Source organism: Bradyrhizobium sp. 18BD, from assembly GCF_054185225.1.
In genome coordinates this window covers 469,531-492,105 of record NZ_JAVAYL010000001.1, presented here as the reverse complement: position 1 = coordinate 492,105, position 22,575 = coordinate 469,531, and the positions used below count along the sequence as shown (strand labels likewise).

General features: G+C 64.2%; 29 protein-coding genes and 1 tRNA gene. 7 read left to right on the top strand and 23 right to left on the bottom strand.

All coding sequences use genetic code 11. The features are described 5' to 3' along the window. Positions 1 to 13: 13 nt before the first annotated feature. From yacG to RAD16_RS02360, 8 genes are all read right to left on the bottom strand, one after another. Positions 14 to 196 (bottom strand): DNA gyrase inhibitor YacG, encoded by a 183-nt coding sequence (gene yacG / locus RAD16_RS02395; protein ID WP_458156278.1) that lies wholly within the window; start codon positions 194 to 196, stop codon positions 14 to 16. A gap of 147 nt (positions 197 to 343) precedes the next feature. Then, on the bottom strand, positions 344 to 973 hold the full coding sequence (locus tag RAD16_RS02390; RefSeq protein ID WP_128963902.1) for a Maf-like protein: 630 nt from the start codon (positions 971 to 973) through the stop codon (positions 344 to 346). A gap of 155 nt (positions 974 to 1,128) precedes the next feature. Continuing rightward, positions 1,129 to 1,596, bottom strand: a complete 468-nt coding sequence (locus RAD16_RS02385) for an arsenate-mycothiol transferase ArsC (protein ID WP_458156277.1) — start codon at positions 1,594 to 1,596, stop codon at positions 1,129 to 1,131. 71 nt (positions 1,597 to 1,667) lie between these two features. Beyond that, a complete protein-coding gene (locus RAD16_RS02380; protein ID WP_458156276.1) occupies positions 1,668 to 2,165 on the bottom strand; it encodes a UPF0262 family protein in 498 nt (165 codons plus the stop codon). Then, on the bottom strand, positions 2,162 to 3,457 hold the full coding sequence (gene hisD, locus RAD16_RS02375) for a histidinol dehydrogenase (RefSeq protein ID WP_458156275.1): 1,296 nt from the start codon (positions 3,455 to 3,457) through the stop codon (positions 2,162 to 2,164). Before hisD ends, RAD16_RS02380 begins: the two co-directional genes overlap by 4 nt. Positions 3,458 to 3,602: 145 nt before the next feature. Next, entirely contained in the window at positions 3,603 to 4,052 is a 450-nt protein-coding gene (locus RAD16_RS02370) for a DUF2948 family protein (RefSeq protein WP_458156274.1), read from the bottom strand. Between the two features lie 81 nt (positions 4,053 to 4,133). Further along, on the bottom strand, positions 4,134 to 4,793 hold the full coding sequence (locus tag RAD16_RS02365) for an NAD-dependent epimerase/dehydratase family protein (RefSeq protein WP_458156273.1): 660 nt from the start codon (positions 4,791 to 4,793) through the stop codon (positions 4,134 to 4,136). 26 nt (positions 4,794 to 4,819) lie between these two features. Next, complete coding sequence (locus tag RAD16_RS02360; protein WP_458156272.1) at positions 4,820 to 5,758, bottom strand: SDR family oxidoreductase; 939 nt, start codon at positions 5,756 to 5,758, stop codon at positions 4,820 to 4,822. Positions 5,759 to 5,839: 81 nt separating this feature from the next. On the opposite strand from RAD16_RS02360, the gene RAD16_RS02355 reads away from it, so the two are divergent. Next, entirely contained in the window at positions 5,840 to 6,490 is a 651-nt protein-coding gene (locus RAD16_RS02355) for a TetR/AcrR family transcriptional regulator (RefSeq protein ID WP_458156271.1), read from the top strand. A 183-nt stretch (positions 6,491 to 6,673) separates the two neighbouring features. On the opposite strand, the gene RAD16_RS02350 is transcribed toward RAD16_RS02355, so the two are convergent. The 5 genes from RAD16_RS02350 to RAD16_RS02330 form a co-directional block, all read right to left on the bottom strand. Next, the gene (locus RAD16_RS02350) at positions 6,674 to 7,498 is read right to left on the bottom strand and encodes an alpha/beta fold hydrolase (protein WP_458156270.1); all 825 of its coding nucleotides are present in this window, start codon (positions 7,496 to 7,498) and stop codon (positions 6,674 to 6,676) included. Positions 7,499 to 7,631: 133 nt separating this feature from the next. Beyond that, positions 7,632 to 8,141, bottom strand: a complete 510-nt coding sequence (locus RAD16_RS02345; protein WP_458156269.1) for a hypothetical protein — start codon at positions 8,139 to 8,141, stop codon at positions 7,632 to 7,634. Positions 8,142 to 8,434: 293 nt separating this feature from the next. After that, on the bottom strand, positions 8,435 to 8,743 hold the full coding sequence (locus RAD16_RS02340) for an EthD family reductase (RefSeq protein WP_458156268.1): 309 nt from the start codon (positions 8,741 to 8,743) through the stop codon (positions 8,435 to 8,437). Between the two features lie 237 nt (positions 8,744 to 8,980). Then, a complete protein-coding gene (locus RAD16_RS02335) occupies positions 8,981 to 10,687 on the bottom strand; it encodes an FAD-dependent oxidoreductase (protein WP_458156267.1) in 1,707 nt (568 codons plus the stop codon). Between the two features lie 40 nt (positions 10,688 to 10,727). Then, entirely contained in the window at positions 10,728 to 10,922 is a 195-nt protein-coding gene (locus RAD16_RS02330; RefSeq protein WP_458156266.1) for a hypothetical protein, read from the bottom strand. Positions 10,923 to 11,239: 317 nt separating this feature from the next. Between RAD16_RS02330 and RAD16_RS02325 the strand changes: the two genes are divergently transcribed. Next, positions 11,240 to 11,314 (top strand) — tRNA-Thr (locus tag RAD16_RS02325). Positions 11,315 to 12,115: 801 nt separating this feature from the next. After that, positions 12,116 to 12,508, top strand: coding sequence for a PRC-barrel domain-containing protein (locus tag RAD16_RS02320; RefSeq protein ID WP_458156265.1), 393 nt, complete (start codon positions 12,116 to 12,118; stop codon positions 12,506 to 12,508). Between the two features lie 57 nt (positions 12,509 to 12,565). Here the strand turns inward: RAD16_RS02320 and RAD16_RS02315 are convergent, their stop codons facing one another. Next, the gene (locus RAD16_RS02315; protein WP_458156264.1) at positions 12,566 to 12,781 is read right to left on the bottom strand and encodes a hypothetical protein; all 216 of its coding nucleotides are present in this window, start codon (positions 12,779 to 12,781) and stop codon (positions 12,566 to 12,568) included. 389 nt (positions 12,782 to 13,170) lie between these two features. On the opposite strand from RAD16_RS02315, the gene RAD16_RS02310 reads away from it, so the two are divergent. After that, positions 13,171 to 13,398, top strand: a complete 228-nt coding sequence (locus RAD16_RS02310) for a hypothetical protein (RefSeq protein WP_458156263.1) — start codon at positions 13,171 to 13,173, stop codon at positions 13,396 to 13,398. Between the two features lie 590 nt (positions 13,399 to 13,988). Next, positions 13,989 to 14,285 (top strand): hypothetical protein, encoded by a 297-nt coding sequence (locus tag RAD16_RS02305; RefSeq protein WP_458156262.1) that lies wholly within the window; start codon positions 13,989 to 13,991, stop codon positions 14,283 to 14,285. A gap of 130 nt (positions 14,286 to 14,415) precedes the next feature. Here RAD16_RS02305 and RAD16_RS02300 read toward each other — a convergent pair whose 3' ends face one another. Both RAD16_RS02300 and RAD16_RS02295 read right to left on the bottom strand, forming a co-directional pair. After that, positions 14,416 to 15,084 carry an HAD family hydrolase gene (locus tag RAD16_RS02300; RefSeq protein WP_458156261.1) on the bottom strand — a complete coding sequence of 223 codons (669 nt, stop codon included), beginning with the start codon at positions 15,082 to 15,084 and terminating at the stop codon, positions 14,416 to 14,418. 117 nt (positions 15,085 to 15,201) lie between these two features. After that, entirely contained in the window at positions 15,202 to 15,678 is a 477-nt protein-coding gene (locus RAD16_RS02295; protein WP_458156260.1) for a Crp/Fnr family transcriptional regulator, read from the bottom strand. A gap of 261 nt (positions 15,679 to 15,939) precedes the next feature. Here RAD16_RS02295 and RAD16_RS02290 point away from each other — a divergent pair, with 261 nt between their 5' ends. Next, positions 15,940 to 16,287, top strand: a complete 348-nt coding sequence (locus RAD16_RS02290; RefSeq protein ID WP_458156259.1) for a DUF3024 domain-containing protein — start codon at positions 15,940 to 15,942, stop codon at positions 16,285 to 16,287. 39 nt (positions 16,288 to 16,326) lie between these two features. Here RAD16_RS02290 and RAD16_RS02285 read toward each other — a convergent pair whose 3' ends face one another. Both RAD16_RS02285 and RAD16_RS02280 read right to left on the bottom strand, forming a co-directional pair. Further along, the gene (locus RAD16_RS02285) at positions 16,327 to 16,965 is read right to left on the bottom strand and encodes a ferric reductase-like transmembrane domain-containing protein (RefSeq protein ID WP_458156258.1); all 639 of its coding nucleotides are present in this window, start codon (positions 16,963 to 16,965) and stop codon (positions 16,327 to 16,329) included. A 12-nt stretch (positions 16,966 to 16,977) separates the two neighbouring features. Then, entirely contained in the window at positions 16,978 to 17,469 is a 492-nt protein-coding gene (locus RAD16_RS02280; protein ID WP_458156257.1) for a Twin-arginine translocation pathway signal, read from the bottom strand. A 288-nt stretch (positions 17,470 to 17,757) separates the two neighbouring features. Here RAD16_RS02280 and RAD16_RS02275 point away from each other — a divergent pair, with 288 nt between their 5' ends. Then, positions 17,758 to 18,765, top strand: coding sequence for an LLM class flavin-dependent oxidoreductase (locus tag RAD16_RS02275; RefSeq protein WP_458156425.1), 1,008 nt, complete (start codon positions 17,758 to 17,760; stop codon positions 18,763 to 18,765). Between the two features lie 177 nt (positions 18,766 to 18,942). Here the strand turns inward: RAD16_RS02275 and RAD16_RS02270 are convergent, their stop codons facing one another. Genes RAD16_RS02270 through RAD16_RS02250 form a run of 5 tightly spaced genes read right to left on the bottom strand, consistent with a single transcriptional unit; the run spans position 18,943 to position 22,575 of the window. After that, positions 18,943 to 19,818, bottom strand: a complete 876-nt coding sequence (locus RAD16_RS02270; protein WP_458156256.1) for an amidohydrolase family protein — start codon at positions 19,816 to 19,818, stop codon at positions 18,943 to 18,945. A gap of 12 nt (positions 19,819 to 19,830) precedes the next feature. Next, positions 19,831 to 20,223, bottom strand: a complete 393-nt coding sequence (locus tag RAD16_RS02265; RefSeq protein WP_458156255.1) for a RidA family protein — start codon at positions 20,221 to 20,223, stop codon at positions 19,831 to 19,833. A 24-nt stretch (positions 20,224 to 20,247) separates the two neighbouring features. After that, entirely contained in the window at positions 20,248 to 21,051 is an 804-nt protein-coding gene (gene hpaH, locus RAD16_RS02260; RefSeq protein ID WP_458156254.1) for a 2-oxo-hept-4-ene-1,7-dioate hydratase, read from the bottom strand. A gap of 3 nt (positions 21,052 to 21,054) precedes the next feature. After that, positions 21,055 to 21,915 carry a fumarylacetoacetate hydrolase family protein gene (locus RAD16_RS02255; protein ID WP_458156253.1) on the bottom strand — a complete coding sequence of 287 codons (861 nt, stop codon included), beginning with the start codon at positions 21,913 to 21,915 and terminating at the stop codon, positions 21,055 to 21,057. A gap of 42 nt (positions 21,916 to 21,957) precedes the next feature. After that, complete coding sequence (locus tag RAD16_RS02250; protein WP_458156252.1) at positions 21,958 to 22,575, bottom strand: flavin reductase family protein; 618 nt, start codon at positions 22,573 to 22,575, stop codon at positions 21,958 to 21,960.

Here is a 22,575-nt window from a genome sequence, read left to right as displayed (position 1 = left end):
TGATATTACTTGATTATCCTACGTCATCCACCTCATCATCGCGACCGGGGATGACGTAGGAGCCTTTCAGCCAGCGGTTCAGATCGACGTCGCGGCAGCGCGAGGAGCAGAATGGACGGGTGGCCTGCGCCTGCGGCTTGCCGCAGATCGGGCAGGTTTTGAGGGGCCCGGCGGGCTTTTTGACCTGGTCGTCCATGATATCGTCAGCTTGCACGGGGTGAGAGGAGTCGAGAGTCTGTCGGCGAAGCGGTTCCTCCGGCAGGCGCGCATGCGGTTCCACCGGATCGGTAAGCCCCATTCTACTGTGCATGGGGTTGTTTTCGAGATTTTTGCGAAGGCAGGCCTAGACGGCCGTGGCGTTGAGCCAGCCGAAGCGGATCGGAAAGCCCTCGCCGCCGAGCAGGGTCGTGGTCTCGTAGAGCGGCAGACCGACCACGTTGGTATAGGACCCCACCATCTTCACCACGAACGACCCGGCGATACCCTGCACGGCATAGCCGCCGGCTTTGCCGCGCCATTCGCCGGAGCCGATATAGGCCTGGATGTCGTCCTCCGAGAGGCGCTTGAAGCGGACGCGGGTCTCGACCAGGCGCTGGCGGAAGGCCTCGCGCGGCGTGACGAGGCAGATCGCGGTGTAGACGCGATGGTTGCGGCCCGACAGCAGCCGCAGGCACTGGGCGGCTTCGTCCACCAGGTTCGCCTTGGGCAGGATGCGGCGGCCGACCGCCACCACCGTGTCGGCGGAGAGGATGAAGGCGCCGCGCAGCTCGTCGTCGAGCTGCACCGATTTGAGCGCCGCATCGGCCTTGGCCCTCGCGAGGCGGTTGGCGCAGGCGCGCGGCAGCTCGCCTCGTCTCGGCGTCTCATCGACGTCGGCCGGCCGGAGCGCGTCCGGCTCGATGCCGGCCTGGTTGAGCAGCGACAAACGTCGCGGCGAACCGGAGGCAAGTACGAATTTGGGGCGGCCGAGCATCAGTGATTTGGGGGATGAGGCAGGGGGTGAATTGCGCGCGGAACCTATCGGAAGGGGGCTGATTTCACAACCCGGGAACCCGGACTTTGCTGATTCGAGGTTTCCGACATGCGTGTGCCCTCAGTCTGTGACGCGGGTGTTACGCCCGCCCAATGCTACCCGCTCGCCGCGCCGACCTTGGCGAAACGCCGGCGGATCCGCATCATGAGCTGGTCGCAGACGTCGCGGTAAGCGGCGAGCTTCTGGTCGCGGCTGCCCTCGATCGTGGTGGGATCCTGCGTCGGCCAGTACTCGACGTCGGCGGCGAGCGTGCGGGTCAGCTCCAGCGCCCTGTGGTGCGCTTCCGGCGAGAGCGTGATGATGAGGTCGAAATTCAGCCCCTCCCAATCCTCCAGCTCCTCGAAGGTCTGCGGCTTGTGGGTGGCGATGTCCTGGCCGAGTTCGGCCATCACGGACACCGCGAACGGATCGAGCTCGCCTTTCCTGGCGCCGGCCGACTTCACATAGAGGCCTTGCGGAAACATGTGCCGGAGCAGGCTCTCGGCCATCGGCGAGCGTACGCTGTTCATGGCGCAAGCAAACAGCACCGATTGCGGATCGCGTGTGCGTGGCGGACCCGCCATCGCACTTAGGCCCTTTTGGTAGAGGGCATGGCCTTGTCGGAAAACCGCTGCACACTTTTCCGGGCCATGCCCTAACCCTTCCAGTGCAGAACGGTGATGAGCGTGAACAGCCGGCGCGAGGTCTCGAAGTCGACCCGCACCTTGCCCTTCAGCCGCTCCTGCAGCGTGCGCGATCCCTCGTCATGGATGCCGCGGCGGCCCATGTCGATGGCCTCGATCTTGTCGGGGGTCGCGGTGCGGATCGCCTGGTAATAGCTGTCGCAGATCATAAAATAGTCTTTCACGATCCGCCGGAACGGCGTCAGCGAGAGCAGATGCGCGACCACGGGCGTACCGTCCTCACGGCGGATGTCGAACATCAGCCGGTTGCCGGTGATGCCGATATGCAGCGTGAACGGGCCCGTGCCTTCCGCGCCATCGGGCGCGAACAGGTTCTGCTCGATCAGGTCGTAGATCGCGATCGCGCGCTCATGCTCGATGTCGGGCCCGGAACGGCCGATCGAGTCCTCGTCAAGCGTGACGCCGACGATGCGGTTCTGCGAGTCGTCCTGTTCGGGCGGCTGGGTCATGACAGATTGAGGCGCAATCCAATCGAGCGCGAATGAGCGTCCAGCCCCTCCGCTTGTCCGAGCGTCATCGCGGCCGGCCCCAGCGCACGCAGCTGGTCCGGGCCGCATTTCAGGATCGAAGTGCGCTTCATGAAGTCGGCGACCCCGAGACCTGAGGAGAACCGCGCCGAGCGCGCCGTCGGCAGCACATGGTTGGAGCCGCCGACATAGTCGCCGATCGCTTCGGGCGTATGCGCGCCGAGGAAGACCGCGCCGGCGTTGCGGATCTTTGCGGCGAGCGCGTCGGGATCAACCGTCATGATCTCGAGATGCTCGGCGGCGATCGCATCCGCCAACGGGATGGCATCGGTGAGGTTCTTCACCATGATGATGGCGCCGAAATCGGCCCAGGAGGCGCTGGCGATCGCAGTGCGCGGCAGCGTCTTCAGCTGCGCTTCGACGGCCTTCTCGACATCGGCGGCGAGCCGCGCCGAGTCCGTGATCAGGATCGACTGCGCGCTGGCATCGTGCTCGGCCTGCGCCAGCAGGTCCGCGGCGATCCAGTCGGCATTGCCGGTGTCGTCGGCGATGACCAGCACCTCGGAGGGGCCGGCGATCATGTCGATGCCGACCTTGCCGAACACCAGCCGCTTTGCTGCGGCGACATAGGCATTGCCGGGGCCGACGATCTTGGCGACCGGCGCGATCGTCGCGGTGCCGTGCGCGAGCGCGGCCACGGCCTGCGCGCCGCCGACGCGATAGATCTCGGTGACGCCGCCGAGCTGCGCGGCCGCCAGCACCAGCGGATTGAGCTTGCCGTCGGGCGAGGGCACCACCATCACCAGGCGCGAGACGCCGGCGACTTTCGCCGGCACCGCATTCATCAGCACCGAGGACGGATAGGCCGCGGTGCCGCCGGGCACGTAGAGGCCGGCGGATTCGATCGCGGTGTAACGCCAGCCGAGCTCGACGCCGAGCGGATCGGTGAAGCGCTCGTCCTTCGGCAGCTGGCGGCGGTGATAGGTCTCGATGCGGTCGCGCGCGAGCTTCAGCGCATCGAGCGTTGCGCTATCGCAAGCCTTCACCGCGGTCTCGATCTCGGCAGCGGTGATACGCAGGCCGGATGCATCCAGCTTGAGCCGGTCGAACTTCGCGGTGGCCTCGAGGAGGGCGGCATCGCCACGTTTGGCCACATCGTCCACAATGGCGCGCGCGGCGGCCTCGACGTCGGCCGAGACCTCGCGCTTGGCGGCGAGGAAGGCCGCGAATCGCTGGTCAAAATCGGCGCTACTGCGGTCGAGACGAACGGGCATTTTTGGCTTGGCTTCCGGCTGGTCTTTGGGGCGGATTGGCTCACCCGACCCCCTGCTCAATGGCGCGGCGGGGAAGCTGCGTCAACCCTCGCGGGGTGCCGCTCCGGCGAAGGCCTGAGCCGGGCCGGCTGGTATACAGGCGGCCTCACCCCTCCCCCTCGATCTCCGGTCCCGTTCCCAATTCGTCCGCCCCAAGGTCGGTCAGCTCGCATTCGAGGCACTCGACGTCGAGGCGGATGGCGCCGCCCTGGGCGAATAGCAGCAGGGCGCTGCCGCCGGGCTCCTCGGCGCGGCCATCCTGGGGGTGAAACTCGATGCCGACGAGGTCCAAGACCTTGTCCGGCGCGCCGAGATCGATGTTGCGCGATTTGCAGGCGAGCACGCGGTCGAAGCGGAGCGCGGCGACCAGCCGGCGCGGCTCGGCCTCGCCGTCCAGCGTCTGCTCCCAGTCGAGCCGGCTCATGCCGACCACCAGGCGCTTTTCGCTTTGCCGCCAGATGATGTCGGCGGCCTGCACCCGGGCGTCCTGGACATGGGTCGAAATCACCGCGAGATCGTCGGCATCGAGCGCGATCATTTTGAGCTGGGGAGACATCACCAATATTTCTCCTCGGAGGCCGATACGGCCCAACGCGCGCGGACGCCGAAATTTCCTCAGAACTAACGGCCCCAGGGATCAGAGGCTATTGATATCCTCCATTTCCAGGATCTTGCTGGGATAGCCGGCCTTGGCGACATGGATCATGGCCCGGCCCATCTGCTCGGTCGAGGTGACGAGCCGCGGCGAAATCCGGCGCAACACCGACCAGAGCGGCCAGGTTGCGGTGTAGACCGCCTGCACCCAGGCAGTCTTCGAGCGGACACCGTGCATGGGCTGGATCGCGCCGGGCCGGAACATATAAGCGCCCTTGAACGGCAGCTTGAGCAGGTCGTTCTCGGTCTTGCCCTTGACCCGTGCCCACATCCGCGCGCCCTGCTCGGTGGAATCGGTGCCGGCCCCGGTGACATAGGTGAAGGTCATCTGCGGATTGAGCCGCGCGAGCGTCGTCGCGGCAGCGAGCGTGATGTCGTAGGTGAGATGACGGTAGCGCTCTTCGTTCATGCCGATCGAGGACACGCCGAGGCAGAAAAAACAGGCGTCGAAACCGGTGAGCTGGGACTCGATCGCGGAATAGTCGGTGAAATCGCCGTGGATGATCTCGGTCAGCTTGGCGTTGCGCACGCCGGTCGGGCTGCGGCCGATCACGAGCACGCGCTCGATCCCGGGATCGATCAGACACTCGCGCAAAACGCCCTGCCCGACCATGCCGGTCGCGCCGAAGATGATGACGCGCATCGGGACGTCCCCAACGATGTCGCGGCTCATGCAGCGACCGCGATCTCGTCGAACGATACACCCGTCAACGTTACAGAGACATCCCACAGCATGGCTGCCGCGGCAAAATCCTTCGCCCGCGCCATGATCCTCGCCGCCGCCGGCGGTCCCTTCATTTCATAAAACCCGTTCGGGCCGTAATAGCCGCCGGGCTCGGCCGCCGGCGAGGTCGCCGCGAACAGCGTGGGCAACGCACCCTCGGCCGCGGACTGGCTCATCATCGGCTGGAGCAACCGGCCGACCCGCCACTGCAGGGTGTTGGTGCCCGGCCCGTTCGAGATGAGATCGGTCCGCGCAAAGCCGGGATGGGCGGCAAGACTGTTCACGCCCCAGCCGGCGGCAAGGCTGCGACGCTGCAACTCCAGCGAAAACATCAGCATCGCCAGCTTGGACTGGCAATAGGCGCGCCACGGACGGTAGGACCGCTTGCTCTGGAGATCATGGAAATTGATCGCGCCGGAGCGGTGCGCGAGGCTGGAGAGATTGACGATGCGAGGCGCTTTGGCGCGGCGAAGCTGCGGCAACAGGCGTGCCGTCAGCGCGTAATGGCCGAGATAATTGGTGCCGAGCTGCATCTCGAAGCCATCTTCGGTCTGCTGCCGCGCCGGCAGCGCCATCACGCCGGCATTGTTGATCAGGAGGTCGAGCTGCTCGTTGCTGGCGGCGAAGCGCCGGGCGAAATCGGCGACGGAGGCAAGGCTGGCGAGGTCGAGATGCTCATAGGCGATCAGCGCATTGGGAAAGCGTTCGCAAATGCCCTCGATCGCCCGCAGGCCCTTTGCGTCGTTGCGCCCGGTGAGTATGACAATGGCACCGGCGCCCGCCAACGCCATCGCCGTCTCATAGCCGAGGCCGCCCGTGGCGCCGGTGACGACGGCCGTCTTGCCGCTGAGGGAGGGGATGTCTGCCGTGGTCCAGTCGGTCATGCATATCTCCGTTAGGGCTGGAAAACGCCCGCGACGGGTCTAAATGTGCACTGAGTGCAAATTTGCAAGAGGTGAAATAATTTGACGGTGTCGAAGTCCGCCGGAAAACCGGTCAGGAAAGGTGCCAAGTCGTTGTCGCCGGGAGGAAAATCCCCGGCGCCGGGCTTGCGCGAGCGCAAGCAGCAGCAGACGCGCGAGCGGCTGAAGCGCGCGGCGATGGCGCTGTTCCTGGACCGCGGCTTCGAGGCCACGACCATCGACGACATCGCGGCCGCGGCGGACGTGTCGCGCCGCAGCTTCTTCCACTATTTCGCCTCGAAGGAAGACGTGGTCGCCGCCTGGCAGGAGGATGCCGCGGCTGCGCTGGTCGCCGAGATCCTCGCACGTCCCGCGGACGAATCCATGCTGACCGCGGCGGAGAATGCGATCGCGGCGGCGGTCAAGCGGATCGACCCGGCCGAGGCCGCCGCTATGTCGCGGCTCAAGCGCGACAATCCCGCGCTTCACGCCCGCGACCAGCTCAAATACGAAAAGCTCGAGCAGGCTCTCGCCGAAGGGCTTACCCAACGCTCCGGCCGCAAGTCGGACCGCTTGAAGGCGCGGCTCGTCGCGATGATCTCGACCGGCGCCATGCGCGTCGGCGGCGAGAGCTGGATCGGCGAAGGTGCGCGCGAAAAGCCCGAGGCCTTCGTGAAGCGCACCTTCGATGCGATCAGGGGAATATTGAAGTGAAGTCCCTCTGCCCCTCTCCCCTTGTGGGAGAGGGTGGCTCGCCGCGTAGCGGCGAGACGGGTGAGGGGTCTGTCTCCGCGAGTGAACCTCTCATTCGGACTCGCGGAGAGAACCCCTCATCCGGCGCTTCGCGCCACCTTCTCCCGCAAGGGGAGAAGGAAGACACGCGCGACCCTTGTCCACTCACTCCTTGAAGAACGCCAGCAGGTCGGCGTTGATCGTCTCGGCGTGCGTGGTCGGCATGCCGTGCGGAAAACCCTTGTAGGTCTTCAGCGTGCCGTTCTTGAGCAGCTTGGCCGAGAGCGGGCCGGAATCCGCGTAAGGCACGATCTGGTCGTCGTCGCCGTGCATGACCAGCACGGGGACGTTGATCTTCTTGAGGTCCTCGGTGAAGTCGGTCTGCGAGAACGCGACGATGCCGTCGTAATGCGCCTTGGCGCCGCCCATCATGCCCTGACGCCACCAGTTCTGGATCACCGCTTCGGACGGCTTGGCGCCGGGACGGTTGTAGCCGTAGAACGGGCCGGCGGGGAGATCGCGATAGAATTGCGTGCGGCTGGCGGCAAGCTGCTTCTGGAGGTCGTCGAACACGCTCTTCGGCAGGCCGCCGGGATTGGCCGCGGTCTGCACCATCAGGGGCGGCACCGCGGAAAGGATCGCGGCCTTCGCCACCCGGCTCTCGCCGTGGCGCGCAATGTAGTGCACGACCTCGCCGCCGCCGGTGGAATGACCGACATGGATGGCGTTCTTGAGGTCGAGATGCGCGGTCACAGCCGCGAGATCGTCGGCATAATGATCCATGTCGTGACCGTCGGCGACCTGCGCCGAGCGGCCGTGGCCGCGGCGGTCATGGGCGACGACGCGGTAGCCGCGGGTGACGAAGAACATCATCTGCGCGTCCCAATCGTCGGACGAGAGTGGCCAACCATGGCTGAACACGATCGGCTGGCCCGAGCCCCAATCCTTGTAGAAGATCTCGACGCCGTCTTTGGTGGTGATGGTGGGCATGGGTTGCATCCTTTCGGTGGAAATCATCGCGTGATGGCACGCGCGCAGGCGCGGGCCGATGGTCCGCAAGATGGGTGTGCGATCTGCCATGTGCGATGGCTCGCATCACCCCGGCGTGACAACGATCGTGTGATCAGACAAACGCCATCGGCTTGTAGCGGCGCCAGGCGCCGATCGTGAGCACCACGAAGAACACCAGCACGATGCCCTGCACCACGGCGAACACCGGGCCGGAGGGCGGCGCCGGCGGCACGGCGGGCGCGAGCGCGGCGAGCGCTGGCACCTTCAGGAACGACTGGATCACCAGCACGAAGACGTTGAAGTAGAGCGAGATCATCGCGGTCACGATGTAGACCGGACGCCAGACGCCGGAGAGCTTCATGCCGTAGAGCGCGAAGCAGGCGATCGCGAGCAGCACCAGCGAGATGATGCCGATGATGTGCGAGGGCAACAATTCCTTGAACGGGAACAGGAAGCCGGTGGCGCTGGTGAGGATCGTGAACAGCAGGAAGATCGCGGTGAGGCCGGGCAACGACTTCGAGCCGAGCAGGCCGAACATCACGACGAGGCCGGCGGCGATCGCGATCAGGCTGATGATGACATGGACCAACGTGAAGGCAGGCAGGCTCAACCCAAGAACCATGACATCTCTCCTCTCTGCTCTGAGATCAGGAGATTGATATTACGGTCCTCATCAGATTGCCACCTGCGCTGTCGTCACACTTGCGCGGGTAGCCATGCGTCATCGTGCGAATCGACAAACGCATGGCTGATTTTTTTTGCAGCGCGGTCACAAACGAGAGCAGTTTGTGGTTCGTAGCCCGGATGGAGCGCAGCGAAATCCGGGGTCGTGCCACAAGCAAGCGAGTCCCGGATTACGCTGCGCTCCATCCGGGCTACGGGCTTGCAGGTTTCGACGAAAGTCGAATCCTGGATTCACACTTCCTTGGTGTCGAAGATCAGGAGGTCGGCGCCGCCGCTGGCGAACTTCGGCACGTCGCCCGCGGCCGCCTTGCCGGCTTCGCTGCCGAAGGCCTTCTGGATGTCGCCGACGCTGTCGAAGCTGAGGATGGCGACGAGGTGGACACCTGATGGTCCGGCGGGGGAGCCGACCGCGCCGGTGCTGACGGCGTATTTCTTCAGGCCGGGAAGCTTCTTGGCGAGCGGAATGTGGGTCTCGGCATAATGCTTGTCGAAGGCGGCAGTGTCCTTGGGCGTCTTGTAGAGCACGACGAGTTCGGCCATTTAGTCCTCCCGATTGAATCTTGTTCTATGTTGACCCTCATGGTCAGGAGGCGCGTGAGCGCCCCTGCGGACGAAGCTTCGCATCGCCGCGCGAACCATGCAGGCCCGGCTCAACGTTCCGGGCCTTCATCCTTCGAGACGCCGCTGTCGCGGCTCCTCAGGATGAGGGGAGTGTCTGTGGGACACGGCAAGATGGCAAGCCAGATTCGACTTGCCATTTACTTGTCTTGTCCTTGACTAAAGCGCCGGTTTTGCGGCGTCGCCGAGATAGCCGTGCAGGGAGGCCACGACCTGCGCGCCTTCGCCGATGGCGCCGCCGACGCGCTTGACCGAGCCGGAGCGGACGTCGCCGACCGCGTAGACGCCGGGCACCGAGGTCTCGAGCGGCGCCACCAGCTTGCCCTGGTTGAGCTCGGACTGCGCGCCTGTCACGACGAAGCCGCCGCGATCGAGCGTGACGCCGCAGCCATCGAGCCAGCTGGTGGCAGGATCGGCGCCGACGAACAAGAAGAGATTGCGGATGTCGGCGGAATCGCCGTCATCGGACAGCCGGCTCTTCCAGTGGATCCGCCGCAGCAGCGAGGCCTCGTCGCCTTCGAGCGCGGTGATCTCGGTGTTGAACATCAGCTCGATGTTCGGCGTCGCCTCGATGCGCTCGATGAGATAGCGCGACATGGAGGCTCCTAAGCCGCCGCCGCGGATGATCATCAGCACACGCTTGGCATGGCCCGACAGGAACACGGCGGCCTGGCCGGCCGAATTGCCGGCGCCGACCAGCGCCACCTCTTCGCCGGCGCAGAGCCGCGCCTCGACGGGCGAAGCCCAATACCAGACGCCGCGCCCCTCGAACTTGTCGAGGTTTTCGATGTCAGGCCGGCGATAACGCGCGCCGCTCGCCACCACGACCGCGCGCGAGCGCAGGGCATCGCAGCCGTCCAGCGCCACCGCAAACGCACCGTCCTTGCGGGTGCAGTCGAGCGACTTCACCGTGACGGGAATCATGATGTCGGCGCCGAATTTCTGCGCCTGGGTGAAGGCGCGCGCAGTCAGCGCCTGGCCGGAAATGCCGGTCGGAAAGCCGAGATAGTTTTCGATGCGCGCGCTGGCACCGGCCTGGCCGCCGAAGGCGCGGGTGTCGAGCACGGCGACCGAAAGCCCTTCGGACGCCGCATAGACCGCCGTCGCAAGTCCCGCCGGTCCACAGCCGACCACCGCGACATCGTAGATCCGCCCGTCCTTCGGGCCGCCGATCATGCCGATGGCGCGCGCCACCTCGGTCTCACTGGGGTTGCGCAGCACTTCGCCTGAGGCAGCGACGACCAACGGCCAGTCCTCGGGCTTGGGCGAATAGCGCGCGATCACTTCGGCGGCGTCGCGATCGTGCTCGGGATCGAGCAGGTGATGCGGCTGGCCGTTGCGGGTGAGAAACCCCTGCAAGCGGACGACGCCGACCGAATGCGAGGGACCGATCAGCACGAGGCCGCCGACGCCGCCCTGGAGCAGATTGACACGGCGCAGGATCAGCGCGCGCATGATGCGCTCGCCGAGCTCGGCCTCGGCGACCAGCAGCGCGCGCAGCCGGTGCGGCGGCAGCAGCAGCGTCTCGACCTCGCCCTCGGCGCGGCCGTCGACCAGCGCCGGCTGGCCTGAGAGCTGGCTGAGCTCGGCCAAGAACTGTCCCGGCCCCTGGTCGATCAGCGGCGTGACATGACCGAGCCCGTCGCGCTGGGTGATGGCGACATGGCCCTTCAGCACGACGAACATGCCCGGCCCGGGCTTGCCGGTCTCGAACAGGAATTCGCCGTCGGCATAGGAGCGGGGTTCCGCGAAAGCCCGGATGCGCTCGATCTCGGCTGGCGTCAGCGTCGGAAAGGTCTGCTCAGGGCGGATGAACCGCGCCATCTGCGCATCAGCCTCGGTTCGTTGTTGTTCGTCCTGCCCCATCGCCACTCTCATGCACTCCAAAAATTCAGTCGATCGGATTTCAACCGCCGGTCTTGCCGGTGGCCTCCTCATTTAGGATTGCATCGTCATCCTGCGAGGGGGCGCCCATTGCGGCGCGTTCGCGCGCCTGCAGCTTCCGCCGCTTCAGGTTTTCGCGCAGCGCCGATTTCAGGCGATCGTCGCGGGATGCCTTCTCCTGCTTCGAGTCCAGTCTCTTGTCGTTTTCGTCAGCCATCACGGATCCAGCGCTGCCATCGGCGCTAACATGCCCAAGGAATGCGGCAGCTCAAGAGGCGGACGCGAACCGATCGTGCGAAACTCGAAATGGACCGAATCCGCATCCGAGGCCAACTGGCCAGTTGGCGGGGGATAAGCGGAGCCAGAATCCGTAGAAAGCCGGTCGTTTCGCGCGAAAACGGGCATTTTGGCCTCGATATCGGCCCGATTTTCTCGTTTTGGCAGGCCAAGCAAGCTTGCACAGGAGGGGGGCTTGTGGCAGATATCGGCCCGCTTGGTAGGCCCCCCTGGCGGCCGATTCTTGTCCCAGCACATGCTGCCGTAGCTCAGTGGTAGAGCACTCCATTGGTAATGGAGAGGTCGACAGTTCAATCCTGTCTGGCAGCACCATTTTCTTAGGTCACGCACAGATCAGCGTTCTCGCGGCCCGAAACGCCCGAGTTTTGCTCTTGTCCTTCACCCTCTTCCTTGAAGAGGGCGCAGGGAAGGCCGGGTGCCGGCTGGCACCCGTGGTCCGCTGCGCCAGGAATTTGCACACGCAAATGCGCAGGCGGAAAACAGGTGGGCCGGAAAACACCCGGCCTTCCCTGCGCGGCGGTCTGACGGCTTATACGCGCTCTCCCCGGAGCCGAGTTCCTTCTGGCCTCCGTCACCTCGCGAATTGGCGATGCCCCGCGGCCCGGTCGAGCCTCAAGACATCTCCGCAAGGCTTGACCGTAGCAACGACGGTCAGGACCACGCGCTTTCGCCGTACGCAGCCATCCGGCTTCGCTCTGGTAGCTTCGCCGGACACGTCCGGCTTTGATCCAGAGTTTCCCCAGACACAGGCGCCGTCCGTTCCGCTGGGAGCAAGGACCTCACGAGGTTCATCTCGCCCTGGTCCCGCCTTCCATGCCCGGCGCTGCCGCGTCCACCGCACCCCAGCCCTCGTTCGACACGACGTACGATCGCCCCTCTCCGCGGGCCGGGGTGGCGGAGAGAATGCCGCAATTCCGAATTTCGGTAAAGTAGAATATTTTTGCGGGGAAGGATTGACGGGGTCTGGGGTGTTTTGCCCGACGGGCAAATTGGCGTGCCTCCCGGCCGCGATAACCGCCCGTAACGGGACTTCTGGGCTTAAACGGGAATGGCCCGGAACCTTTGCCATTTTCTCCCGTTGCCCGTGCAACCAATTGGTTGAGGAGGACCAAAATGAAGAAGCTCGTTATGGCGGGTGCACTCGCGATTGCAGTCGCCACTGCCGCTCATGCCGCAACGACCACAGTGAAGTCGGCGCCATCGGAAAGCTGGACGGTGACCAACTATTACAAGCAGGCCGTCTACGATCCCAAGGAGAGCAAGATCGGCGACATCGACGACGTGCTCATCGATAAGTCCGGCAAGATCACAGGCCTCGTGCTCGGCGTTGGCGGATTCCTCGGTGCTGGCGAGAAGGATGTCATCGTGCCCTTCAGCGCGGTGAAGACCGCCAAGAAGAACGACAAATGGTGGCTCACCATCGACGAGACAAAGGACACGCTCAAGGACGCACCGGGCTTCAAATACGACAGGGCAAGCACCACTTGGGTGCCCGAAAAGAAGTAAGTCGCATCGATCTACGCGAGAACAACGGCTCGCTGCTACGGCAGCGGGCCGTTTTCGTCAGGGCTGCAGCATCCAAAGGAGCCGCTGTCGATCCTGATCGCGCAGGCGCTGGTTTTCACGCAGCGTATCCAACTCCAATTCGGCACTTGTCGTGTCCTGACCTTCGCGCTTCAGGTCAATGATCTGCCGCTCCAGTTCTGCAAGTCGGCGCTCCCCTTGCACCACATCGCGTTCAACGCGACCCAGCTCGTCATAGATTGAACTCCTATCCATCAGAGCGCTCCAAGCAATTCTATCAGGGGGCGCTCGGCATGAAGAGCACCGCCTGCCTCTCCTTCCTCACTTCGCCGGCCGCGTGTCGGCCTGCGGATAGGCGGACTCCCACGGAGCCGGGAGGATCACGCGTATCGGACGAGCTTCGGTCGAGCTCTGACTATTGGATGGAGCTTGATCCTTCGTCGGCTCGGCCAACGCGACCGACATCAAGGCGACGGACATCGCTACGCAAGTCGCAACCAGCCGTACGTCCAGCATCGAAGCCTCCTCCTGTTCGACACGATAACGCAGCGCCGACAGGTAAGTTCGGCTCAATCGGGAACAACTGGCAATCTTTCCGAGTTTTCGAAACGAGCCCGCTGGTTGGGCTAACGGAGGAAGACCGAATGAATATCAAAACGATGATCGCCGTCGCCGTGCTGACGTCAATTGCAGCGCCTGCGTTTGCGCAATCGTTCTACGTCGTGCAGGACGTGAAGACGAAGAAGTGCACGATCACTGAATCCAAGCCGACCACCACGGAAACGACGGTGGTCAGCGGCGACACGGTCTACAAGACCCGCGCCGAAGCTGAAACGGGCATGAAGACCGTCAAGGTCTGCACGTCGAACTAACGAGGGCTTTTCGATGCCTGTACTTTTGCTTTGGGCCGTACCGGCTGTAATCGTTTTAGGTGGCGGCGTTTATCTCATCGGCCACATGCACTAACGGGCTTGGCGCTGTGGTGATTTCCATCCCACAGCGCCAACTCCAGAATGATTTTCGAAAAGCTTTGTCGTTATCGCGTCGCCTGCGCCTCGAGCCGATGACGGATTCGCGGGGGAGTGTTGACTGCCTTTGGCGTGTTCTGCCCGACGGGCAAATTGGCCTGCATGGCGAGCACAAACCCGTCGACCCGTCCAAAGACCCGGTGCCTCCGACCTGTTGGGCCGCGCGGGTAAGGTTAATCCTTCCTTTCGATTGTCGGTAAAATTTTATCTATTATCGTATCTCCAGTGGATGACGAACCAGAGGCTCCCATAGTGTTTGCGTGTTGCCTGATCGTGACTGGAACTGCACTGCTTCTCTCCGGCCTGGTTGCCTTCGGCCTTCATAGAAACTCGCTGCACTCATTGGCGCTGCTGTAGCCCGACCGGCGAGACGGCTTGTCGGATGGGATGATCGAAGCAAAGCCCATCCTACGCATGCTGATTCGGAGGTCGCAGTGGTGCATGATTTGATGCCAACAGCCGAGAAAGTCGTAGATGAGAAGGGATTCATTCAGCTCCTGCAATTGATGGCGGAGGATTGGGAGGATCAGCGGCAAAAGGAGTTGGTGAAGCCATCCTCGCCATGCGCGGCTGGAGCAAACGGCTGGGAAAACGGCTCGATCGGCCAATTCCTGAAGGCTGCAGCAGCCTGGGCCGAAGCCACCTCGCGCGGCACCAGTTCCGGGCCGGACGCATCTGATGCTTGGCGTCGCGCGGCAATGATTCTGGCCGTGGGAGCGTTTTATGAATGAGGAGCGATTGGGCAGCTCGTAGGATCGATAGAGCGAAGCGAAACCCATCGACGGCTTGTTCGGTGCCGAGGCACGATGGGTTTCGCTGCGCTCGATCCATGCTGCGCGCTGTCCCGATCCGGCCGGCCGGCTACGCTGTCTCCACAGGACACGGCAGCAAGGCCGGAAGGTCGCCCATCCGATGAAAGACGCCGTCGCAGATCGCCGCCAACCCCAGTTCGGCGTCCAGATCGCCTCCGGCAAAACCCAGGACTCTCATTCCTGCGGCCTTCGCCGCGCGGGCTCCGGACAAGGAATCCTCAACAACGATGCAATGTGAAGGATGCGCACCCATCGTTTGCGCTGCATGCAGAAACAGACCGGGATCCGGCTTCCACGAACCGACCTCGTACGCACTGAAAATGCGCCCTTCGAAGTGCCCGAGAAGTTTGGTCAATCCGAGCGCATGCGTGAGCTTCGACATGGGTCCATTAGACGCCACACAAACCGGAATGATGATTTCAGCCAACGCTTCATGAATTCCCTCGACGGGCTTCAATTCAGCGTCAAAAGCGATTGCTGTTGCCTGTCGAACGTCGGCTATGAAAGTATCTCGGACGCCACGGCCAAGCCGGCGCTCAATTTCGCGCACGCAATCCGCCATCTTTACCCCGCGGAAGGAACGTACGGCGTCTTCCACACTGATCGCCACGCCCTCCTCGGCTGCGATACGGGCAAAGACGGTGAGCGCGATGATCTCACTATCGACCAGAACACCGTCCGAATCGAAAATAATGAGCTCGGGATTTGCAGACGTCATCCTAGCGATGCTCCAGGCGCAGTTTGTCGGAACTTCCCGCTATATCCGGGACAATCGACGGGCGCCATACCGGGCTGCCGATGGGGTTTCGCTACGCTCTCCCCATCCTGTGCACCGTCAATTGTCGTCCCCCGCCTGATGTCCGACAAACCGATCGTCGGCGCGGCGCAGGCGCCGGCATAGCTCGCGATTGATGTTCTGCAGGACGATCGCATAGGCATGGATGTCGGCCTTGTAGCAGGCGTAGAGATTTTGGGCGGTGAGCTCGTACAGCACAGTCGGGCTCTCCGCGACCACCGTGGCGGAGCGGTTCTGCATTTCGATCAGCGTCATCTCGCCGAAGAAATCACCGGGCTGCAGAGCGGAAATCGGGATGACGTTGCCCGCATGCGCCCGCTTGCTCACCGCCAGCCGGCCGGATCTGACGATGAACATCGAACGCCCCGCCTCGCCTTCCGCGACGACGGTCGCGCCGGCATCGAAGCGGCGCTCGACCAGCATCGAGATCATGAGGTCGAGACTGGGGTCCGGAAGCCCACCGAAGAACGGCGTCGCGAGCAGGAACGCTTTCAGATCGGGGGCACTGACAACCATGGCGCGAGGATACGCCCCGACGCCATCTGCGGCAAGCGAGCGGCGTAGCCGGGATGGAGCGAAGCGTAATCCGGGGCCATCGGCTGCGGATACAGTCGCCCCGGATTGCGCTTCGCTCCATCCGGGCTACGAACTCTACCCATCCCATTGCCGATATGATCAACTTGTCAAATCGGCGAAGTGCCACCATCATCGCAATCGAAATACGATGTACAGCGTCTGTGGGATCAACGGCAATATGGCATTCGGCGCTAATCGACCATGACACTCTCGGAGTTCGAAATAAAGCGCTGCGAAAAGCTGGTCGCTGAATTCATCCAGCAGCGGCGACCACCAGCGCATCTCCGTGCCAAGGTTGACCTTGCATTCCGCATCGCCGGTCAAAGCGTCGAAATATACGAGATTCGAGCCCATTGGCGCGACGAAGGCAAGACGATCGAACAACCAGTTGCAAAAGCGACCTACAACAAGAGCAAGCAGAACTGGAAGGTGTATTGGCAACGCGCCGATCTGAAATGGCACGGTTATCAGCCGCACCCGGAAGCGGCATCGATCGAAGAGTTCCTTGACGTCGTTCGGGAAGACACACACTGCTGCTTTTTCGGGTAGCCAGGCCCGAAAATCTCATCGCGATCAATTCTGCCCGGCTTACTGCCGCGCGACACTCTCGCCGCGGAGCGCCCTTCGCTTTCGCCACACCTGCAGATCGACCATGGCTTTGACGGTTGCCGCGAGGACGAGCGCGCACAGCGCTGCCTTCGAGATCGTCTCCATCGTGCCCTCGATCAGCAGGCAATGGGCGACGCTTCCTGCGACGATGACGATCGCCAGCGGCATATGAACGAAGCGCCAGGTTCGCGGCCGCAGGCCCAATCGCCGGCGCAGTGAGGCCAGCAGCGCCACGACGAAAATGGCCCACATCGCGGTGACGCCGAAGGGGGAGAACGGCGTCGGCGACGCGTAAGTCAGCGCGTCGATCATGTCGGGCGGGCTGGTGATCCAGAGGCCGGCGACATGGATCACCACCGCCAGAGCAAGCGCGCCGCCGATCCAGTGATGGGCGCGCCGTCCGCGATAGGCAGAAAATCCCGGCAGATATCCGCCGATCAGGAGAGGCTGCACCAGCACGAGACCGAGCGCGACGATGCCGGCAAATCCGGCGAGGATGTAGATCGGGCCGCGCCATGCGAGCTGCTCGCTTGTCGCAGCCGCGGCGATCGGCACGCCGATGGCCACGGCGAGAGCGCCCCAGATGAGGACCACCCGGGCCAGTCTCCACCGCGTCATTCGCAAGTTCGCTCAGGCCGGCTGCAGGACGAAGTGCGCCTCGAGGCTCGTCTCCTTCGGACTCCGCATCACCGGCCGCAGGAAGACGGTCTTGAACTCACCGCTGTCATAGGCGAGGTGGCCGTGCGGCTGGCCGAAGATCGGAATGATCTGCGGCATCTCGAGCCGGAATTTGCCGTCCTTGTCGGTGAGCGTAGCGCCATGGCTCTGCGGCTCGTGCTCCTGGCCTTCGACCGTGTGCGCCCAGATCTGGATGCGCTGCCCGGCGAGCGGAGCGCCGTCGCCGGCGCGCCGCACGGTGCCGCTCATCCAGAAGCCGCCCTTGCCGATCCGCTCCACGATCGCCGCGCCCTTGCGGTAATTGTTCGCCCCGCCCGACATCGTCTCGGTCGGTGCGAGACCGTCGGCGCGGGCCGGCAACAGGAGCCCGGAAGCTCCGGCTGCCAGAATGGAGCAGCCGCCGGCGACGAGGAGATTGCGGCGGTTGAGTACGACAATGGTCATGTCAGTTCCTCCGGGCGACCGGGCCGTGGCTGCGTCAAGGATACAACAACAGGCACGAAACGCCCAGTTGCGACGACGGGCGCAACGGGCCGCAATAACAGTGTTGTGAACGGGGCGGGCAACGCGAACGGCCTTGTAGGATGGGTAGAGCGAAGCGAAACCCATCGGAGCGTTGCGAGCCGAAACATGATGGGTTTCGCTTCGCTCTACCCATCCTACGCGCTGACATTACATGTCTTGTTCGCAGCCTCCGTCATTCCCAGATTCCCCTTCTCCGGTAACTTCCCCATGATCCCGTTTTCCGTGCTCGACCTCGCACCTATCAAGCAGGGCTCCAACGCCTCGCAGGCGTTCCGCAATTCGCTCGATCTTGCCCAGCATGCGGAGAGTTGGGGCTACAAGCGGTTCTGGCTCGCCGAGCACCACAACATGACGGGAATCGCCAGCGCGGCGACGTCGGTGGTGATCGGGCATGTCGCGGGCGGGACGAAGACGATCCGCGTCGGCTCCGGCGGGATCATGCTGCCGAACCATTCACCGCTCGTCATCGCCGAGCAGTTCGGCACGCTGGAGTCGCTCTATCCCGGGCGGATCGATCTCGGGCTCGGGCGGGCGCCGGGCACCGACCAGTTCACCGCGCGGGCGCTGCGGCGCGACCTTGCCATCGCGGCCGAGAACTTTCCGCATGACGTGCTGGAATTGCAGGCGCTGCTCGGCGACGTGCAGCCGAACCAGGCGATCCGCGCCGTGCCCGGCATGGGGACGCAGGTGCCGCTGTGGATTTTGGGCTCGAGCACGTTCGGCGCGCAGCTTGCGGCGATGCTCGGCCTGCCCTTCGCCTTCGCCTCGCATTTCGCGCCGCAGATGATGATGCCGGCGCTGCGCGAATATCGCGCGCGTTTCGAGCCCTCGGCCCAGCTCGACAAGCCCTACGCGATGGTCGGCGTCAACGTGTTCGCCGCCGACAGCAACGCCGAGGCGCAGCGCATGTTCTCCTCGCTGCAGCAGCAGTTCATCAACCTGCGCCGCGGCACGCCCGGCCCGCTGCCGCCGCCGGTCGACGACATGGACGCGCTGTGGTCGCCGGCCGAGAAGGCCGGCGTCGGCCAGTCGCTGTCCTGCTCCGCGGTCGGCACGCCCGAGGTCGTCGAGGAGAGGCTGAAGGCGCTGATCGCGGAGACCGGCGCGGACGAGCTGATGACGACGGGGCAGATCTACGACCACGCCGCCCGGCTGCGCTCGTTCGAGATCGCCGCCGGGGTGCGGGACCGGCTGGCGAAGCAGCCGATGGTATGAGTGCGAAGACCACGCTCGTCATTGCGAGCCACCGGGTCCGCGCGAAGCGCGGCCCGATGACAGGCTCCGCGAAGCAATCCAGGTTGCCTCCGTGGAGGCAGTCTGGATTGCTTCGTCGCCAGCGCAAAATTGCTTCGCAATTTTGTCGCGGGCTCCTCGCAATGACGGCGGGGCTGACTAATCCGGAAACCCGAACAGCTTGGCCGGATTGTGCACCAAAATCTTCTCCAGCTCGGCCTGGTCGTGCGCGAAGCGGAACATCAGCTCGAGCAGATCGGCATCGTTCGGCGGCTGCTTCACCGAGACCGGATGCGGCCAGTCGCTGGCCCAGACGCAACGGTCGAGCGCCGCTTCGATATAGGTGCGCGCGATCGGGATGACGTCGTCATAGGGCGGGCCTGCCTGCGAGGTCTTCTCGCCGAGCGAGAGCATGACCCAGAAATTGCCCCTCTTGAGCAGCTCCAGCATCTTGCGCAGGTTGGGATCGTCCTTGCCGTTCGAGGGCACGGGCCGCGCCATGTGGTCGATCAGCACCGGCACGTCGAGATTTTCGTACTTGGCGACGCTGGAGATGATGCCGTCCTTCTCGGGCTGGATTTTCACATACCAGCCGAGCTCGCGGATGCGCGCGATGGCGCGGGCAAAATCGGCATCGGACAGCACGGCGCCGAGCTCCTGGCGGAAGCTGAAGCGCGCGCCACGGACGCCGGCGTCATGCAGCGTGGAGAGATAGGAGTCGCTCGCCTCGGCGAACACCAGCGCGTTGGCACAGCCGCGATAGTTCGGGCCCATCGCCGCGAGGCCATCGAGCACGACGGAATGGTCGGCGCCGTAAGTCGTGGTCTGCACGATGATGCCGCGCTCGATGCCGAGCGTCTTGTGCACGCGCAGCGCCGCCTCCCAGGTCGCGGTCGGCATCCGATAGGCGGCACCGGGGCGCTCCGGATATTTCTCCAGCGGACCCAGCACGTGGAACTGGCTGTCGACGGTCTTCGGCGGCGGCGCCTTGATCGGGCGGCGCGGATTGGGATCGAACGGCATATAGGTCGGCATGCAAACGCTCCTTCAGTCGATCACGGCGGTGAAGTCGCACTGCACCAGCGCGCCGCCGTCCATGTTGTCCATCGGCAGCGCGTGGCGCGCCGGGCGCGAATGCTCGTCCGGAAACATCTTGAGCCATTCGACATTGACGGGTGCGCGTTGCGTGCGGTCCTTCAGCCACACCGTCATCTTGATGATGTCGTCGGTGGTGCCGCCGGCGGCTTCCACCGTCGCCTTCATATGCGCGAACATGTTGGCGCATTGCGCGTCCAGGCTCTCGGGCATTACACCGGCGGCGTCGCGGCCGAGGATGACGCCTGACATCACGAGATTGCCGATGCGGCAGGCGTTCGGAATCGGGTTGGCGTGCTTGAAGCCGCCGATATGGATGCTCTTGCGCCGCGATTGACCGGTCATGGTGCGCTTCCTCTTGTTATTGGTTCAGACGAATTGGCACGACACCGAGCCGAACGCGCCATAGTCGGCATGGAAGGTGTCGCCGCGACGGATGTCGACCGGACGCGTGAACGATCCCGCCAGCACGATTTCGCCGGCGGCGAGATGCTCGTCATGAGGCGCGAGGCGGTTAGCGAGCCAGGCGATGCCGTTCGCGGGATGATTGAGCACGCCGGCGGCAAGCCCGGTCTCCTCGACCTCGCCGTTGCGGAACAAGAGCGCGCCGATCCAGCGCAAATCGGCATCCATGGGGCGGATCGGCCGGCCGCCAAGCACCAGCGCGGCGTTGGCCGCGTTGTCCGAGATCGTGTCCATGACCTTGCGGGTCTTGCCAGTCTCAGGGTCGACGCGATGCATACGCGTTTCCAAAATCTCCAGCGCCGGCGTGACGTAGTCGGTGGCGTTGAGCACGTCGAAGATGGTGCAATCGGGCCCGCGCAGCGGCGCCTTCAGCACGAAGGCGAGCTCGACCTCGATGCGCGGTGCGTGAAAGCGGTCGAACGGGATCGGCGTGGCGTCGGCATAGAACATGTCGGCGAACAGCACGCCGTAATCGGGCTCGTTGATGCCGACCGCGTTCTGCATCGCCTTCGAGGTCAGGCCGATCTTGTGGCCCTTAATGACGCGGCCGCGGCCGAGCTGGAGTTTCGTCCAGGCGCGCTGGACGGCGTAGGCATCCTCGATGCTGAAATCGGGATATTCTTTCGTGAACATCGGGATCAACGCCTTGGTGCGCTCGGCCTCATCGAGGCGCGCGGCAAGGCGTTCGATCGTGGCGGTATCCAGCATAACTTAGCTCTCCGCAGCGACGGTATTGCGCAGCACGCCGATGCGACTCGATTCGACCTCGACGACGTCGCCGACTTTCAGCCAGCGCGGCGGATCGAAGCGAACGCCTGCCCCGGTCGGCGTGCCCGTCACGATCATGTCGCCGGGCTTCAGCGTGGCGAAGGTCGAGAGATAGGAGATCAGATAGTCGAACGGGAACATCAGCCGCTCGGTCGTGTCCTGCTGCCGCACCTCGCCGTTGACGCGGGTGATGATGTCGTGCGGTCCGCGCGGGTCGAGCTCGTCCGCGGTGACGATCCACGGGCCGATGCTGCCGGAGCGGTCGAAATTCTTGCCTTGCGTGACGTTGAACTTGCCGTGGCGCAGCCAGTCGCGGATCGTGCCCTCGTTGCACAGCGTCATGCCGAAGATGTGCGACCACGCCTTCTCGCGCGGGATATGGCGGCCGCCCTGCCCGATCACGATGACGAGCTCGCCTTCATAGTCGAGCTGTTCCGACACTTTTGGCTTCTCGAGCGTCTGGCCGGAGCCCGTCATCGACGACATGCTGCGCACGAACAGGCTCGGATATTTGGGCAGGTCCGAATTGTCCTTATATTCGGCGTTGCGCTCGGCGTAGTTGACGCCGATGCACCACAGCTTTTCCGGCGCCAGCACCGGCGGCAGCAGCGTCAGCTTGTCCAGCGCGTAGTCGGGCTTTTGTCCGGCGACAGCTTCCTGCGCGTCGGCGAGCGCATTGGCCGCAATCAGCGCCTTCACATCGGAAAAGTCGCGGCCGATCCGCCTGGTCAGATCGACCACGCCGCCTTCAACAGCAGCGCCATAGCGCAGCTCTCCGTCCACCAGATAGCTCACGAGTCGCATCGTCGTTCTCCAATGGTCTTAAGCGCCGCCGAGGCTGCGCGCTCAGTCTTTCGATTTGGGAGTCTGGAAGACCGTGTTCAGCGTCACGATCTCGCCGAGCGTGGCGTAGCGCGGACCGCCGATACGCGCGATCGGGTCGAGCGCCTTGGTCTCGACCTTGCCGTCGTTGACGAGGCCGTCGCGCAGATGAAACATCACGACCTCGCCGATGATCAGGCGGCTCTTCGCCTCGCCGAATTCGAGGCACTGCCTGAAGCGGCATTCCATCGCGACCGGAGCCGCCGCAAGGCGCGGCACCTTGATGCGCTCGCTCGCGATCGTCTCAAGGCCGAGATGCTCGACCTCGCTGACCTCAGGCGGATGCTCGATTGAGCTGTCGTGCACCGCGGACATCAGCGGGGTATCGGCGATGTGGATCACATATTCCTCGGTATCGAGGATGTTGTGCGCGGTGTCCTTGTAGTCGGCGCCCTTGCGGCCGACGCTGATGGCCAGCATCGGCGGCTTCTGCGAGACGAAGGTGAAGGCGCTGAACGGCGCGAGGTTGAGCACGCCTTTGCTCGACAGGCTCGTGACCCACGCGATCGGGCGCGGCACCACGATGCCGGTCATCAGCCGGTAGATGCGCTCCGCGCCGAGCTCGGTGGGGTCGATCCGCAT

Excerpts from the sequence above, each read along its gene's own strand:
- yacG (WP_458156278.1), bottom strand. The coding sequence starts at position 196 with ATGGACGACCAGGTCAAAAAGCCCGCCGGGCCCCTCAAAACCTGCCCG.
- RAD16_RS02390 (WP_128963902.1), bottom strand. The coding sequence starts at position 973 with ATGCTCGGCCGCCCCAAATTCGTACTTGCCTCCGGTTCGCCGCGACGT.
- RAD16_RS02385 (WP_458156277.1), bottom strand. The coding sequence starts at position 1,596 with ATGGCGGGTCCGCCACGCACACGCGATCCGCAATCGGTGCTGTTTGCT.
- RAD16_RS02380 (WP_458156276.1), bottom strand. The coding sequence starts at position 2,165 with ATGACCCAGCCGCCCGAACAGGACGACTCGCAGAACCGCATCGTCGGC.
- hisD (WP_458156275.1), bottom strand. The coding sequence starts at position 3,457 with ATGCCCGTTCGTCTCGACCGCAGTAGCGCCGATTTTGACCAGCGATTC.
- RAD16_RS02370 (WP_458156274.1), bottom strand. The coding sequence starts at position 4,052 with ATGTCTCCCCAGCTCAAAATGATCGCGCTCGATGCCGACGATCTCGCG.
- RAD16_RS02365 (WP_458156273.1), bottom strand. The coding sequence starts at position 4,793 with ATGCGCGTCATCATCTTCGGCGCGACCGGCATGGTCGGGCAGGGCGTT.
- RAD16_RS02360 (WP_458156272.1), bottom strand. The coding sequence starts at position 5,758 with ATGACCGACTGGACCACGGCAGACATCCCCTCCCTCAGCGGCAAGACG.
- RAD16_RS02350 (WP_458156270.1), bottom strand. The coding sequence starts at position 7,498 with ATGCCCACCATCACCACCAAAGACGGCGTCGAGATCTTCTACAAGGAT.
- RAD16_RS02345 (WP_458156269.1), bottom strand. The coding sequence starts at position 8,141 with ATGGTTCTTGGGTTGAGCCTGCCTGCCTTCACGTTGGTCCATGTCATC.
- RAD16_RS02340 (WP_458156268.1), bottom strand. The coding sequence starts at position 8,743 with ATGGCCGAACTCGTCGTGCTCTACAAGACGCCCAAGGACACTGCCGCC.
- RAD16_RS02335 (WP_458156267.1), bottom strand. The coding sequence starts at position 10,687 with ATGGGGCAGGACGAACAACAACGAACCGAGGCTGATGCGCAGATGGCG.
- RAD16_RS02330 (WP_458156266.1), bottom strand. The coding sequence starts at position 10,922 with ATGGCTGACGAAAACGACAAGAGACTGGACTCGAAGCAGGAGAAGGCA.
- RAD16_RS02320 (WP_458156265.1), top strand. The coding sequence starts at position 12,116 with ATGAAGAAGCTCGTTATGGCGGGTGCACTCGCGATTGCAGTCGCCACT.
- RAD16_RS02315 (WP_458156264.1), bottom strand. The coding sequence starts at position 12,781 with ATGGATAGGAGTTCAATCTATGACGAGCTGGGTCGCGTTGAACGCGAT.
- RAD16_RS02310 (WP_458156263.1), top strand. The coding sequence starts at position 13,171 with ATGAATATCAAAACGATGATCGCCGTCGCCGTGCTGACGTCAATTGCA.
- RAD16_RS02300 (WP_458156261.1), bottom strand. The coding sequence starts at position 15,084 with ATGACGTCTGCAAATCCCGAGCTCATTATTTTCGATTCGGACGGTGTT.
- RAD16_RS02295 (WP_458156260.1), bottom strand. The coding sequence starts at position 15,678 with ATGGTTGTCAGTGCCCCCGATCTGAAAGCGTTCCTGCTCGCGACGCCG.
- RAD16_RS02290 (WP_458156259.1), top strand. The coding sequence starts at position 15,940 with ATGACACTCTCGGAGTTCGAAATAAAGCGCTGCGAAAAGCTGGTCGCT.
- RAD16_RS02285 (WP_458156258.1), bottom strand. The coding sequence starts at position 16,965 with ATGACGCGGTGGAGACTGGCCCGGGTGGTCCTCATCTGGGGCGCTCTC.
- RAD16_RS02280 (WP_458156257.1), bottom strand. The coding sequence starts at position 17,469 with ATGACCATTGTCGTACTCAACCGCCGCAATCTCCTCGTCGCCGGCGGC.
- RAD16_RS02275 (WP_458156425.1), top strand. The coding sequence starts at position 17,758 with ATGATCCCGTTTTCCGTGCTCGACCTCGCACCTATCAAGCAGGGCTCC.
- RAD16_RS02270 (WP_458156256.1), bottom strand. The coding sequence starts at position 19,818 with ATGCCGACCTATATGCCGTTCGATCCCAATCCGCGCCGCCCGATCAAG.
- RAD16_RS02265 (WP_458156255.1), bottom strand. The coding sequence starts at position 20,223 with ATGACCGGTCAATCGCGGCGCAAGAGCATCCATATCGGCGGCTTCAAG.
- hpaH (WP_458156254.1), bottom strand. The coding sequence starts at position 21,051 with ATGCTGGATACCGCCACGATCGAACGCCTTGCCGCGCGCCTCGATGAG.
- RAD16_RS02255 (WP_458156253.1), bottom strand. The coding sequence starts at position 21,915 with ATGCGACTCGTGAGCTATCTGGTGGACGGAGAGCTGCGCTATGGCGCT.
- RAD16_RS02250 (WP_458156252.1), bottom strand. The coding sequence starts at position 22,575 with ATGCGGATCGACCCCACCGAGCTCGGCGCGGAGCGCATCTACCGGCTG.